This window comes from Sporosarcina thermotolerans, from assembly GCF_042658975.1.
GTDB lineage: Bacteria > Bacillota > Bacilli > Bacillales_A > Planococcaceae > Sporosarcina > Sporosarcina thermotolerans.
On the sequence record NZ_JBHSRM010000003.1, the window covers coordinates 231,674 to 246,521 of the forward strand.

15 protein-coding genes are annotated in these 14,848 nt (G+C 42.1%); 2 read left to right on the plus strand and 13 right to left on the minus strand.

Features of this window, described 5'->3' with window-relative positions; all coding sequences use genetic code 11:
* Nucleotides 1-148: 148 nt before the first annotated feature.
* The 4 genes from ACFPZG_RS03975 to ACFPZG_RS03990 all read right to left on the minus strand — a co-directional run bounded on the left by ACFPZG_RS03975 (nt 149) and on the right by ACFPZG_RS03990 (nt 3,564).
* Nucleotides 149-328 carry a hypothetical protein gene (locus ACFPZG_RS03975; RefSeq protein ID WP_283732789.1) on the minus strand — a complete coding sequence of 60 codons (180 nt, stop codon included), beginning with the start codon at nt 326-328 and terminating at the stop codon, nt 149-151.
* Complete coding sequence (locus ACFPZG_RS03980; protein ID WP_283732790.1) at nt 319-1,374, minus strand: hypothetical protein; 1,056 nt, start codon at nt 1,372-1,374, stop codon at nt 319-321. Before ACFPZG_RS03980 ends, ACFPZG_RS03975 begins: the two co-directional genes overlap by 10 nt.
* 26 nt (nt 1,375-1,400) lie before the next feature.
* Nucleotides 1,401-2,702 (minus strand): serine hydrolase domain-containing protein, encoded by a 1,302-nt coding sequence (locus tag ACFPZG_RS03985; protein WP_283732791.1) that lies wholly within the window; start codon nt 2,700-2,702, stop codon nt 1,401-1,403.
* Between the two features lie 115 nt (nt 2,703-2,817).
* Nucleotides 2,818-3,564, minus strand: a complete 747-nt coding sequence (locus ACFPZG_RS03990) for a hypothetical protein (protein WP_283732792.1) — start codon at nt 3,562-3,564, stop codon at nt 2,818-2,820.
* 121 nt (nt 3,565-3,685) lie between these two features.
* On the opposite strand from ACFPZG_RS03990, the gene ACFPZG_RS03995 reads away from it, so the two are divergent.
* Nucleotides 3,686-4,018, plus strand: a complete 333-nt coding sequence (locus tag ACFPZG_RS03995; RefSeq protein WP_381426405.1) for a hypothetical protein — start codon at nt 3,686-3,688, stop codon at nt 4,016-4,018.
* 23 nt (nt 4,019-4,041) lie between these two features.
* A complete protein-coding gene (locus tag ACFPZG_RS04000; RefSeq protein WP_317940270.1) occupies nt 4,042-4,983 on the plus strand; it encodes a nuclease-related domain-containing protein in 942 nt (313 codons plus the stop codon).
* Between the two features lie 495 nt (nt 4,984-5,478).
* Here ACFPZG_RS04000 and ACFPZG_RS04005 read toward each other — a convergent pair whose 3' ends face one another.
* The 9 genes from ACFPZG_RS04005 to ACFPZG_RS04045 form a co-directional block, all read right to left on the minus strand.
* On the minus strand, nt 5,479-6,465 hold the full coding sequence (locus ACFPZG_RS04005) for a tripartite tricarboxylate transporter substrate binding protein (protein WP_317940271.1): 987 nt from the start codon (nt 6,463-6,465) through the stop codon (nt 5,479-5,481).
* A gap of 51 nt (nt 6,466-6,516) precedes the next feature.
* Entirely contained in the window at nt 6,517-7,191 is a 675-nt protein-coding gene (locus ACFPZG_RS04010; RefSeq protein ID WP_283732794.1) for a response regulator, read from the minus strand.
* Nucleotides 7,192-7,203: 12 nt separating this feature from the next.
* A complete protein-coding gene (locus tag ACFPZG_RS04015; protein ID WP_283732795.1) occupies nt 7,204-8,778 on the minus strand; it encodes a sensor histidine kinase in 1,575 nt (524 codons plus the stop codon).
* Between the two features lie 91 nt (nt 8,779-8,869).
* A complete protein-coding gene (locus ACFPZG_RS04020) occupies nt 8,870-9,604 on the minus strand; it encodes a sulfite exporter TauE/SafE family protein (protein ID WP_283732796.1) in 735 nt (244 codons plus the stop codon).
* A gap of 24 nt (nt 9,605-9,628) precedes the next feature.
* A complete protein-coding gene (locus ACFPZG_RS04025) occupies nt 9,629-10,777 on the minus strand; it encodes an MFS transporter (protein ID WP_317940272.1) in 1,149 nt (382 codons plus the stop codon).
* Between the two features lie 118 nt (nt 10,778-10,895).
* A complete protein-coding gene (locus tag ACFPZG_RS04030) occupies nt 10,896-11,918 on the minus strand; it encodes an ABC transporter ATP-binding protein (protein ID WP_283732799.1) in 1,023 nt (340 codons plus the stop codon).
* Nucleotides 11,899-12,915 (minus strand): ABC transporter ATP-binding protein, encoded by a 1,017-nt coding sequence (locus ACFPZG_RS04035; protein ID WP_283732800.1) that lies wholly within the window; start codon nt 12,913-12,915, stop codon nt 11,899-11,901. Before ACFPZG_RS04035 ends, ACFPZG_RS04030 begins: the two co-directional genes overlap by 20 nt.
* Nucleotides 12,912-13,853 carry an ABC transporter permease gene (locus tag ACFPZG_RS04040; protein WP_283732801.1) on the minus strand — a complete coding sequence of 314 codons (942 nt, stop codon included), beginning with the start codon at nt 13,851-13,853 and terminating at the stop codon, nt 12,912-12,914. The genes ACFPZG_RS04035 and ACFPZG_RS04040 overlap by 4 nt, the downstream gene beginning before the upstream one ends.
* Before the next feature lie 33 nt (nt 13,854-13,886).
* Nucleotides 13,887-14,837 (minus strand): ABC transporter permease, encoded by a 951-nt coding sequence (locus ACFPZG_RS04045; protein ID WP_317940273.1) that lies wholly within the window; start codon nt 14,835-14,837, stop codon nt 13,887-13,889.
* Nucleotides 14,838-14,848 lie beyond the last annotated feature (11 nt).

The following is a 14,848-nucleotide window of genomic DNA, read 5'->3' on the forward strand; positions in this document are numbered from 1 at the left end:
TTGCACAAATTCAACTTACTAATAGTATCTATACTAATTCTTCATCCTGAAAATATCCAGCTTGCACATCATGCAAAAGAAAGCCAACCATTAATTACACGATTGACTTCCCTTTTATTTAATTCAATTATAGCGAATTGATTCCCAATCACTGCTTCCTCGTCAACCATAGGGAAGTTATTTCATCTTCTATATTTGAGTAGATTAATAGACGGTGCTCGCCAAATGTATAATACTCTATATATTCGTTGTAAATATCATCGAACACTTTCTTATCTGACTCCCCTAATAGTGCTCTCAGCTCTTCTGTCGAATTGGTCAATGCCATTTTCGATACACTATGAATGAAACATCCTGCGTCCCTTCATTATAAAAGTACGTATAGCCGCCCGGAAATTCATAGTAAGGACCGCCCTCATAGTAATCATGGCCAACCCAGTCATTTCTTTCCTGCAGCAACTTGTCAATTGGTTGCCCAAGTTGCACATTCTGATTGATAAACATGCCTTCCGACAATAAGGCTGTAGATTGATCTGTAAACGTGTATTGCGGAAAAGCCAAGTAGAAGTGCTGATATTCATGCCACTTGCCCGCTAAATATTCACCTGATGCAAGCCCGAATTCCTCCTGATCGGTATAGGACCTTTCAAAGTGGAAAGCAAAACTCATTTTTTCAGGATGCCATTTCCATGTTGTAAACGTCCATCCGGGAACAGCATCCATCGTGTCTTCCGAATCCAAATACATTTGTAAATAACTATCTTCGATTGCCCTAAATGTTGGATGCGAAGCCTGCACTTCGACTTTGCCATCAAATTGAATCTCTTTCAATTTTTCTCCATCATAAGCCCATGCAGTTATTAAATTCAGTTTTGTCGTCTCCTGCCGCGCCAAACTAAAAATTGTATACTCCCCAAATGTATAAGTACCAAGCGCCTCCTCAGGATCAATCAACAATCCGTCAACCTGTACTTGAAACTCAGCTTCTTTTGCGCCATCCTCTGCCAAAAACAGGGCATACGACCCTTCTTTAGGTGCTTGCTCTTTTCCAGTAATCGAAGACAATGATTCAGTTGAAATTATATAAACATCTCCAACCGCTTCACCGGACCGAACTCTAATAGTTGCAATGGCATGCTCCTTCGCCGCTTTTAGAGAAATAAAAACTCCATCTTCACCATTCACATCAACTTCCGGCTCCGAAACTCCCTCATCGACAATCTCACTCTCAGGTTGCGAAATCGGTGCTTTCTCACTGCACCCTGCAAGGATTCCGGCAACTAAAACCAAGCCCACTTTAACAGCAAAACGGCGAATTGCAACTAAACCTATTCCCAAAAGCGAAATTGTAAAAACTATAATAATAGTATCCAACCATTACTCTCCTTTCGAGGGCATCGTCACTCTTTAACCAGCATTCTAAGCCCCATAAACAACGCCCACGCGTTATTTTCATCATCAAAAAAGAATCGTATCGGTTTTTCAGTCGACTCAATGACGAGGGTGGATTCAGCACTGGCACGGAGAGTAAAAACTTCATTCCCAATGGTAGCCGTAGCTACATCACCATCCAAAGAGATGATCACCTCGGCACCCTCCCCCGACCGATACGTTCCAACCATTCGTTGAAGTTGTTCGTTCTTCATTTCATATTGCGGTTCCACACATCTTTTTTGGTCAGTCGGAAGATCCAACACAGTATTGATCGCTGCAAGCCAAATAGCGTCTGCACTAACATTACTCAAATTCGTCAACACAGCAACCGCAATTCCCCGTTCAGGAATGAACCCAAAATTGGATGAAACACCCGGTTGCCCGCCGCCATGCTCAACTAATGTAACACCCGAATAGTCGGGAGTGATTTTAAGTGCATACCCATAATAGCTATTCCCGCTCACCCAGTGTACAGGTTCAGTCATCCTACGAATGTATTGATCGCCAACAATCATTCCCAATCCTCCAACATACGCCTCCCCATACTTCAGCAAATCCAATACCGTCGATCGAATGCCGCCACCAACCGCATAATTCCCTAACATCGGCCAAGGACAATGCTCTGGCTTGCCATTCTCCAAAACGTATGGCACAGTAACATTTTCAAAGCCCTTCAATTCCTGAAGGTTGTATGTAGTTCTTTGCATCTCCAATGGTTCGATAATTAACTTCCGGATAAAGTCCTGATAATTTTCGCCTGTTATCTGTTCAATAACTGCACCCAACAATAAAAACATATCGTTGTTATAGCAGATAAATTCACCTGGTCTACCCAAATAGGTATGCTCAGCTTCATTCAAATAACGCAGATGTTCTTCAAACCCACTCAGTTGCTCCAGGCGCTCCATCGTCCCAAGCCCAGTTGTATGCGACAAAAGATGATGAATCGTTATTTCATCGATAAATCTACAATCTTTCAACTTGAAATTAGGAAGGTGTTTACTCACCGGATCTTCAAGTCGCAATTTGCCTTCCTCAACCAATTTCATGATCGCAAGTGCGGTAAATGACTTTGTAATGGAAGCAACCCCAAAAATCGTCTCTGGTGTGATCGGCTCTTTCGTTTCCAAATCTCTAATCCCAAAACCTTTTTGGTAGACCACCTTTCCATTCTCAGAAATCGCTACCGCGACACCGGGAACCTTTTCGGCCTCCATTATTTCCCTTACATATCCCTCAAACTCCCCCCACTGAATCACGTGCACCATTCCTTCCGATTTGAGAATTTTCTTTTATTTAACTAATTCTAACACTCCCTTTGATGGTTTAATAGGCGAAAAAAAGACCAATAGCAACATAGGCCATTGGCATTCTTCATTATAATCACCACATCTTCTCATACGTTTCAATGCCAAGCTTAACATTATACGCATACCCGATATTCTCAATAATCTCTTTTACTGTTTTCACACCAATTTGTGAATACGCCCGATTTAATGTCAGCGTATTATTAGTGGCGTATTCGGGCCATTCTTTTCGTGTGGAATAGGGTGTATTTACAAAATAGTAAGCTTCAATCTCGCCAATTCGTTCATAGTCAGATCGCCTTATTAACGGCCGCAAATACCCCTTTTGTTCGATTAACTTTTTTGCTTCGTATTTCTGGGCGGCTGTTTCAAAAGACATTTTGGCTGTGAATATCTTATCACCACGTGAATTCCACAGCTCCGTTGGGCGATAGATGTGTATGTTCAAATCATGGTAAGTGACAAGATCCTTTTCAATAATCTTCTTTTCCGACGTGATTCTGTCGTAGTTAAATTTGATGCCAAGCAGCTGCAAAATTTCAATCGTTGCACTCGGCCCGCTTCCACTGTATCCGCAAGTCGCACCACTTAACCAAATCTCCCGCTCACTATCTTCATTCCTTAAGATAAAAGTGTAGTTTCTTAATTGAAATTCCCTTTTCCCATTATCTAAATAGATATCCGGGACATTTCGATAGATTTCCGGAATATCCTCATCGTTGAAATATACTTCAAAACTCGTCACGTCATCCAATAAATCCAAATTCGCTTTAATATACCTCACCGTGCTATGAGGATCAGCACTATACCGAATGATTTCCATGTAACAATTCCTCCCTTTAGATTGCCCTAATGAAAGGTATGTTGGAGTGGTATAGGAATAGCACTTTTATAGATTGATTGCGTACGGTACTTGCAATTCTTTGTGTGCGCACAGGTCCCCTTTGGACGTGGATGCTCCATCTTTGGACGCGCTGGCCTTGTCTTTGGACGATGAAGCCACTTCTTTGGACGTGCACGCCACTTCTTTGGACGCGCAAACCACTTCCTTGGACGCGGAAGCCACTTCTTTGGACGTGGCCTGGAATGTTTTAGATGTAGGCACAAATATTCGAAGTTACCTATATCAAAAACTATGTCCATTTATAAGAAAAAATTATTTTTATCCCCCAAAATTCGAATTTGAGACGCGATTTGGCGCCTGTAGAAATTTTAAACCCGTAAAAAGGGGTCAAATTTTAATTATCACCCCTTTTGGAAATATTTTGAAGTACTGATAGAATGCACTTGAGGTGATTAGATGTTAATCAAAAAAAGGAATGAACCGTTGTCGCTAATAGGACTGCAGTCATTAATCGATAGGCTTGGAAACAACCATCAGTATTACTTTAAAGTAGAAGAAGAGTTAAGAAGGAGGAAAGCTGGGTATAGTGGTGAATTGAATTTTGACAAGCACATTAAGGAATTCCGGCCCTCATACCCATTTGCGTTGATTCACGATGTATGTCTTTTCCACAACGGTGTGTACTTTCAAATGGATTCGGTACTGATCATGCCGGACAGAATCATTATTTTTGAAATTAAAAACCTGGGAGGTAAACTAACTGTAAAGACAAATCCAACACAATTCATTCAAGAAATCAATGGTGAACGAAAGATTCTACAAAGTCCAATTACTGAGCTTGAACGAAAGAAGATATTTTTGGATAGATGGCTTAAGGAGCGCGGAATTAATATCCCGATCAAAGGAATGATCGCGCTGGCTTTTACAAATGAATTATTTATCGAGGAAGATACCGGCACTGAAATTGCATTCACCCGTGAAATTCCAATTAGATTATACAACATTGAAATTGAAAAAGAGTTATTCAATTTTGGTAAAGTCAATACACTTGCTCGCAATATTGCAGAATCGCACCAGGAATACAATCCATTTCCTTTAACAAAAACGATGAACATAGACAAAAAGGATATAATTACAGGCGTTATTTGTCCGGGGTGCAGTTACAAGGGAATGATTTGGTTTCAGAAAAAATGGCAGTGCCCAGAATGCAAATATAATGCGGCTGACTGTCACTTTTCGTTACTGAATGATTGGTTCCACTTAATGGATAATCAAATTACTAATCGCCAATTCCGTTACTTTTCACGGGTCGAACATCAACCCATTGCAAAAAGATTATTGAAAAGGTCAGGTCTTGTCATGAAAGGAAGTCGGAGTACTGCGTTTTATACCAGGTGATTTATGAAATTTCTTTTTTAATTGGGGAAAATCATGACATATCCGAAGAAGGGGACAGCGTCTGGGGCTCGCTTTGGACGCGCAGGCCATTTCTTTGGACGCGCGAGCCATCTCTTTGGACGCGCAAGCCGATTCTTTGGACGCGCGGGCCATCTCTTTGGACGCGTGAGCCATCTCTTTGGACGCGCGGACCAACTCTTTGGTCGCGCGGGCCATCTCTTTGGACGCGCAAGCCGATTCTTTGGACGCGCGGGCCATCTCTTTGGACGCGTGAGCCATCTCTTTGGACGCGCGAGCCACTTCTTTGGACGCGCAGGCCACTCCTTTGGACGCGCGAGCCACTTCTTTGGACGCGCGACGCACTCCTTTAGACGCGCGAACCGATTCTTTGGACGCGCAAGCCTATTCTTTGGACGCGCAAGCCTATTCTTTGGACGCGCGGGCCATCTCTTTGGACGCGCGACAAACCCCCATCACACAAACCAAGCACCCTTCTTAATCCACCAACCCTGATCCCTCCAACAACTGGCGATACATCCTCTCCTGCTCCTCTAAAAATCTCTTCGCCTCACTACTTCCTTTATAAAAAGACTCCCATTTGTTTTTCCTTATCAACTTCCCCCACGCCTCGGTTTCAGTCATCTTTTTTATCGTTTGATTCCAATAGGCAATTTCTTCTTCTGTCATACCAGGCGGCCCCATAATGCCTCTCCAGTGCGGGAATACCATGTCGACGCCTTGCTCTTTCCAAGTGGCAACATCCTCTAACCCTTCAAGACGTTCGTCCGATGTGACAGCTATGACTTTGAACTGATGCGTCTGATGTTCATCGATAAATTCGGAAACGGAGGATATCGCTACATCTATTTGACTGTCAAGAAGGCGCTTATCGATGTCTCCGCCGCTATCGTATACAATAAAATTCAGCTTTAACACATCGACCCCGTAGGATTTCGCTGCCAGAAGAAAAGAGATATGGTCATTGTTTGCGAGTCCCGGTGCGATAGCAATTTTCAGTGAGGACGGGTCTTCTTTCAATTTTTCCAGCAACTCTCTTGCGTCTTTGAAAGGAGAATCGTTTGGCACCGCAACGGCAATCCATTCTGTTGTGAGAATGGCAAGTGGTGTGAAATCCCGGAAGTCCACTTTGCTTTGTCCAAGGAGATGGTTCGTCAGCAGAAGACTTGAATTAAAAGCAATATGATGTGCATCTTGATTGGATAAGTGCTGCCAACCGACTTCTCCACTGCCGCCTGCCTTATTCACAACGAGAATGTTCTGTTCCACTAAACCCTCCTCTATCAAGACTTGTCGGACTGCACGTGCTGCGGCGTCCCATCCTCCGCCGATTGTTGCTGGGGCTATGATTTCAATCGTTTTTGTCGGAAAATCCTTCTCTTCCATTCCGGCTTTGCTTCCGGTGGAGCAGGCTGGCAAAAGCAATACGAAAACAAGTAAAAATGCTTGAATGACACTTTTCATCGTTCTCTCTCCTCTTTCTAGATAAAAACGAGCATCCCCCTACAAGGATGCTCAAACCATAAAGTATTTCCTTTCGGGGCGTCCGACAATCCCATACTCTAACTCAGCCTTCATTTTACCAATCGACACAAGGTATTCCATATACCTTCGCGCCGTTGTTCTTGATACACCAATCTGTTCCCCGATTTCTTCAACGGTCGTGCCCTCTGAGAAATCCGTCATCGTTTCCATGACCTTCGAAAGTGTTAGCGCATTGACCCCTTTCGGCAACGTTTCTTGTTGTTGTGTCTCGAAAGAGTGCTTACTGAATAACTGATCGACCAACGACTGTTCAACTGGTTTGTCCGATTCAAGAATTGACTTTCTCTTTTTAAATTGCTCAATGACTTCTTGCAATTTCTGTAACTGCAATGGTTTGATCAGATAATGGAAGGCACCTGCCTTAACACTTCTTTCGAGGATTTCCATATCCTTCGCAGCGGTGATCATGATGAAACTTAGATCCGTGTAGGTCTTTTTCAAATCCATCACTAAGTCGATCCCTAACTGATCAGGCATGTAAATATCAACAAGCAGAAGATCAATTCTTTCCTTTTGAAAATACCCGTGAACTTCTTCTGCTCGTAATGCCTTCCCCACTACTTGAATGCCTTCAATACTCTCCAAAAGTTGTTGATGGATCTCCGCAATTCTAAAATCGTCTTCTACGATTAAAACATTTATCATTCGAATCCCCTTTCAACTATTTCGGTTTTTCGGGATGTAAACTGTAAAGATGGTTCCATTTTCATTGCTTGTCCATTGAATTTCCCCACCAAGATCCTGAATCGCACTCATTACATTCGATAAACCATATCCATGCTCGTTCTTTCCCTTTGTCGAAAAACCTTGCGTGAAGATCTTATCCGCAATTACCGGGTCAATCCCCCTACCGTTATCGGACACTTCAAAGATAACGTCCTTGCCAAGATCCAAGGCGAAGAAATTCACCTCTCCATTCGGTTTATCAATGACCTCTTCAAAGGCATTGTCAATGAGATTGCCGATAATGATCGTTAACAATCCAGTTCCGATGAATTTCGGAAGTTCCGCGATACTACTATTTTCATCAATGTTAAAAATGATCTTATTTTCCGATGCTTTTCCTATTTTTCCAAATAGAATTGCTTGAACGTTCGGGTCTTTAATGTTTTCAAGTATAAATGTATTCGTATGTTGAGTAATATCAATTTCCTCTTGAATCATCTTGACCGCTTCGTTGTATTTTTGAAGTTGCAATAAAGCCGAGATAACGTATAGCTTATTCATATATTCATGCGTTTGGGCGCGTAAGTCATCCGAGTACTTCGTCACTTCAAATAATGTATTTACGAGTTCATTCATCTCCGTCTTATCCCTGAATGTGATGACTGTTCCGGAAATAGCAATTTTTTTACGCAACGGTACAATTGTCATGATCAATGTCTTCTTTTGAAACTTTAATTCAAAGGTTAATGGCTTTTGTTGAATATTTAATAGTTTAGAGTCTTGTAAACTCGGAAAAACTGACTGAATTGCTTGTCCCTTATAATCGCTTGAGATGTTCAATATTTTCCTAGCTGCCGTATTGATGATTGTTATTTTCCCTTCACCGTCAGTCGCAATGAGACCTTCTGAAATGGAAGCGAGGACAGCATGTCTTTCCATGTAAAAAACTGCAATTTCCTGCGGTTCCATACCAAACGTATCTTTGCGGATTTGGCGTGCAAGCCAAATACTAAGGAGAATTCCAATGACAAAAATTGAAAGCGAGAAAAATGCCAATTTTTTTGTACGCTCAATAACGGTATGCCGGAGGTCTTTCACTAAATAGCCAACCCTTGCTGTACCGACAATTTGTCGATTTACGTATATTGGCGAAATAGCAACAACTGCAGATCCGACGATATCGTAAGAAATCAAATTATAACTACCACCGAAAACAAGTGCCTTCGTCTCATCCTTACTTGGATAAAGTTCACCGATTTCATCGTCAACCGGATGGGCAAGTACTTTCCCTTCGCGGTCCTTGATTACGATAAACGCTGCTTCTGACTGAGTCACATAATAATCGATCAACGGCTTCAATTCGTCCGTATTTCCTTCCGACATTGCCCATTGAACGGAATCCATTTGCGACAGGATTTTCGTTGTTTGTATGCCCTTTTCAGCTGCATTTTGGAACACCCGTTTATAATCTGTGTATATAAAAAGGCTCAACATCAAAAAGACCATCAAAAAGACAAGGAAAACTACTACAATTAAAATCTTTCGTTGCAATGTTCCTTTAAACATGCAATCACCAATTTCTATCTTAAGTTACAATTCCATTATATCAATATCCGTCGAATCTTGTATTCAATCTTTTCTTTTTGGATAAAATTCTTCATTTTAAGTTTTCAATGACAAGCTGAAGGATAATAGCGACAGTTACAACGCGCAATATCGGTTTCACGTATTTTGGATTCAACTTCTGCGCGATTCGCACGCCCAATTGTGCCCCTGTCACTGAGCCAAGAAGTAAAGCAATCGTCATTGGCCAAATGATCATCCCTGTCGAAATATAACTGATAGCTGCCCCAAAGCAACTTGAAAATGTCGCAAGCCGCACATATCCGACGGCTTTAATATAGGCGACATTTAAATAGCCAAATAAATAGAGCATTAATGTTCCTTGACCGGGACCGAATAACCCGTCATAGATTCCAATTCCGTAAAGGCCGGGAGCGCTTTTCTTGGAAAAACGGAGAGGTTCATCCCCATTAAAACTTCCTTTGGATAAAAACGAAGTGATGAATGCGAAAATCAATAAACAAATTGCTACCCAATATAAGTTTGCCGCAGACATCAATGAAGCGATATAGCCGCCGCTTAACCCTCCAGCAAGACTTACAGGGATGATCCAAAATGATTCTTTGAATGAAATCTCTTTCCGTCTAAGTAAAACGTAAAAACTTGAAAATGCACTTACTGTATTCGATACTTTATTCGCCCCGATGGCCGAATGGATTGGGAGCCCCATTAACAGCATGGACGGTAGGCTGATCAGACCGCCACCTCCAGCAAGTGTGCCTAATGTCGTGGCAACAATCCCAATGAAAAAAATTAGAACAAATTCCATATAAAAACCCCTCTATTCCCCAAATTATGTACTGACTTCTTCATCATGATTTTTACGTGGTTTCATAATAATCGCACCACCAATTAAAAATGCACCACTCACATAAAAGACGGATACTACGCCAATCCATCCACCGACCGCACCGAACAGAACAGGCGCGATGAATTGGGAAAGCCGATTGGTCATTAAACGAATACCTAACACTTCACCGGTGCGCGATTTAGGTGAAGCATTGTAAGTCGTCGTCATGGAAATCGGTTGTCCACATCCTAAGCCAAATCCCATCAGACAGCTGAAAATAAAAAAGAGAATGATATTATGCGAGATAGAAAAACCTAAAAACGATGCGCCCGCAAGGAGGATGGAGGTAAATAAAACGACTTCTCGACCCAATCCTTGCAATAATTTAGGCAAGACAAATCGGATTATCATCATTGCGAGCCCTTGAATCGAAAGAATCCAACCAATTGTAGTGGTTGAGAGTCCGATATCCGTTCCATAGAGCGGAAAATACGCAACAAATATATCTTTCGAATAAAGTACGAGTGCACTTGAAAATAATGCTTTTTGAATCAGCGGATCCTTCACTAACTGCAGTGAAGCACCAAAGCTTACTTTTTCAGTCGTCTGTTCTTTTATCGTGACCGGTATGAAAAATGCAAAACCGATTAACAGAATACTAATGATCATTGATACAAGAAAACCTGCCGAATAGGAGAAATGATCGGCTAAATAGCCGCCCATCACCGGACCGACCAATGCCCCGCCTGCAACCGCTAATGCAAACATGCTGAAATAATAATCGCGTGTTTCTTTTGTCGCGTCATTCCCAAGAACATTTTGCAATGAAAGCGCAATAAAAACATTGGAAGTTCCAACGAGGATTTGGCTTACATATAAGGACCAAATCGATTCGAATAAATAAGGGAACAACATTCCGACAGCCATCCCTAACAACCCGAAAGTGACGGGAAGACGGTCCCCGATTTTATCGGCAATCTTTCCCGCCTGGATGGCGATCAATAGTGGGAGTGCTGCAAATGATGCCGTCAATATGCCAATTTCAAGCATTGAAGCATTCATTTCATATGCAGACAATGTGAGTATCGGGCGGGTTGCATTGATCACGATTTGAAAACCTAACACGATGATTAACACATTTCTTAATACCATAGGTGCTCGCCTCATATTCTTCCGGATCCGTAATAGCCAATTTAACTAACTAAAACGTTCCACCTTGGAATGCAGTAAAAGACTCCTTTCCTCAAAATTGAAGGAGTCTTTTATCCGTTTATTCATCATATAAATGACAGGCAATCTGATGGCCGCTCGCAACTGCTTTCTTCTCCGGAACTTCCAATTTGCATCGGTCCATTGCGAAAGGGCATCGGGTGTGGAATACACAGCCTGAAGGAGGGTTCATCGGAGATGGCAATTCACCTTTTAGTATAATCCGTTCCTTTTTTTCACCCGATTTTGGAACAGGTACTGCCGATAAAAGCGCCTGTGTATAAGGATGTAATGGGTTTGCAAATAGTTCATCCGTAGGTGCCTCTTCCACTAATTTTCCAAGGTACATGACGCCAATCCGATCAGAAACATGGCGAACTACACTCATATCATGCGAAATGAAAAGATAACTTAAATCCAAATCAGCCTGTATTGTTTTCAGCAAGTTAAGGATTTGAGATTGAATCGAAACGTCCAATGCCGAAACCGGCTCGTCCATGATTAATAGTTTAGGATTCAAGATAAGCGCTCGAGCAAGCCCGATCCGTTGCCGTTGTCCCCCTGAAAATTCATGTGGATAGCGATAATAATGCTCGAGTTGCAATCCGACTTTACTTAATATCTCCATGACAATCTCAGTCCGCTCTTTCGGCGTTCCGATGTTATGGATGATCAGCGGCTCTTCAAGGGTTTTACCGATTCTTTTCCTAGGATTCAAGGATGAATAGGGATCCTGGAAAACCATTTGAATATCTTGTCGTACTTTGCGCAACTCTTGTCCTGAAAGTTTGAAAATATCCTTACCATTATAGATGGCTTGGCCCTCTGTTGGCTCGATGAGTTTCAGCAAAGTACGCCCTGTTGTGCTTTTTCCGCAACCGGATTCCCCAACGAGGCCATACGTTTCACCTTTAAGAATGGAAAACGAAACGTCATTTACCGCTTGAACAAAAGTCTGTTCTTTGTTGAATTCCAAAAGGCCTTTTTTAACAGGGAAAAACTTCTTCACATTTTTTATTTCCAAAAGTGTTTCTTTGCTCTCGAGCTGTTGTTCATTACTTGACTCAATTGTAAGTGTGGACATCGGCAGTTCCCTCCTGTTTCGTAAGGATCTCTTCAAAATGCCAGCATTTCACTTTTTGCGTAGCTGTATATTCGGTGACAGGAGGCGAAGATGCAATGCATTGTTCATCCGCAAATGGACAGCGCGCGGCAAAACGGCATCCTTTCGGTACACGTGTCAACGGAGGCACAGTTCCTTCTATTGTATGTAGCATTGCTGAGCGATCTCCATCTAATTGAGGAATTGATTTGATCAACCCTTGCGTATACGGATGTAAAGGTCGCTCGAACAATTCTTCAATACTTGCTTCCTCAACTATTTCGCCTAAATACATGACAACAACCCTCGAACAAAGGTCAGCTACCACACCAAGGTCATGCGTGATGAAAATGATGCCCATATCCAGTTCTTCGTTCAGATTATTCATCAGATCCAATATTTGAGCTTGTATCGTTACATCAAGAGCAGTTGTAGGCTCATCTGCGATTAATAGTTTTGGTCGGCAGGCAAGAGCAACTGCAATCATCGCCCGTTGTCTCATTCCGCCGGAAAGATTATGGGGATATTCCTTTGCTCTTTTTTCAGGCGACGGAATACCAACAAGTCTTAATAGTTCAATTGCCTTTTCCTCGGCCTCTTTTTTACTCGCATTTTGATGTAAAATGATGGACTCCGCAATTTGGCGACCGACTGTATGTACTGGATTGAGCGTACTGAGTGGGTCTTGGAAGATCATGGAGATATCATTTCCTCGAACTTCATTAATCTGTCTTTTATTAAGGGAAAGTAGATTCTTTCCGTTAAAGTTTATTTCTCCTTCATATTCGACTGTCCCTTCTTCGAAAAGGCGAAGAATCGTTTGGGACATAACACTTTTCCCACAGCCGGATTCACCTACTACGCCTACGATTTCCCCTTTTTTGACGTCAAAGGATACACCATTCACGGCTGTCACATGACCTGTTTCGGTATAAAAATGTGTTTTAAGATTTTTTATTTCCAAGAGTACATCTGTCATCCCACAATTTCCTCCTTCCCTTTTATTGACTTGGTACGCTTTTTCGTGACCTTTTTATAATGCGGATCCATAATATCCCGTAACCCATCACCTAAAGAGTTAAGCCCGATAACGGCAATGATGATTAGAAGGCCCGGGAAGACAGTCATCCACCAAGCATTGAAAATGACAAGCTTTCCGTCATATAAAATATTCCCCCAACTTGGTGCTGGTGCAGGAATCCCCGCCCCCAGGAAGCTAAGTGCGGCTTCTGTAATAATTGAATCGGCAAAGATGAACGTCGCTTGTACGATCAATGGTGACAATATGTTTGGTGCAACATGCAGCCAAATAATGCGAGTGGAACTTGCGCCTTGCGCTTTCATTGCTTCAATATACGTTTGTTCGCGAACGACAAGTGCTGCCGATCGGACAATACGTGCTACATACGGAGTGAAAACGATGCTCAACGCGATGATGACGTTTTCAACTTTTGGACCTAAAGCTGCCATTAAAGCAATTGCTAAAAGAATCCCAGGAATCGCCATCAGTCCATCACAAATCCTCATTAATATTTGATCCAATCGTTTATAAAAACTTGCGTAAAGGCCGATTGTCAGACCTACAATTGACGTGATGATTGCGATTGATAAACCTACACTAATGGAAGCCCTCGCACCAAAGACAATTCGCGTAAGCAAGTCCCGTCCAAAGTTATCCGTCCCCAATAAGTGCTCTGCATTTGGGGCTTGAAGCCGGTTGTTCACTTCCAAATCCAATGGGCCGAAGCTAGTTAAATATGGACCTACAAAACTTAAAAGCATTAAAAATATAACGATAATTAATCCAATCACCATCGAATAATTGGAAAAGAAACGTTTTTTCAGTAGCTGCTGTTGCTCTTTCTTCAGTTTCCTTCTTGCTTCTGATAGCGTTAACGTACTCCCTATATTCTCCATACTATTCCTCCTTGCCTTAACAATGGATTGGGTCTATTTTTCTTCCAATCGAACCCGCGGATCAATGACTCCGTAAAGAATATCGATGATCAGGTTCAGCATGACATATACAAACGTTACAAATAGAACAATTCCTTGGATAACCGTATAATCGCGTCGGGCAACTGAATTGATGATCAGCGATCCAATGCCTGGTATATTAAAAATCGTCTCCGTTACAACCGCACCTGTTACCAATCCACCAAATGTAATTCCGATAACTGTTAGGATTGGTAGGAAGGCATTCTGCAAAGCATGGCCGTAAATGATTCTTCTTTCGACGACTCCTTTGGCGCGCGCCATTTTAATATAGTTCGTATTTAAAACTTCCAACATAGAAGATCTCGTCATCCGGGCAATCAAAGCCGCTTGGATAGATCCTAACGAAATTGCCGGCATGATTAAATACTTGATATGGTTCCATAATCCACTATCTAATGGCCGGTACCCCGCGACGGGCAACCATTGCAACTTCACTCCAATAAGTAAAACTAAAAACAATGCAAGTAAAAAACTTGGGATTGCCATGCCAAGTAATGAGAACCCCATAACGGTTTGATCCGTAGCGGTTCCTCTCTTAATCGCCGCTATGATGCCTAATGGTATCGCAATACATAACGCGACAATTTCAGCTAATATCGCGAGCGATAACGTAGGTCCGATATGGCTCATAATTGCTTCATTCACCGACATATTCATGTGATAGGAAGAGCCAAGATCCCCGACTGCCGCTTTTTTAACCCAATTGAAATATTGCTTATAAACCGGCTGATCCAATCCAAGCTGTTTCTTCGCATCAGCAATTTGTTCTGGGGTCGCTTCCTCCCCTAACATATAGGTCGTCGGATCACCGGGCGTCAGATGGATGATTGAAAAAATAACAATGGATACAATGAATAACACGGGTATTAACGATAATAACCGCTTAATAATGTATGACCACATGCGTGTTTACC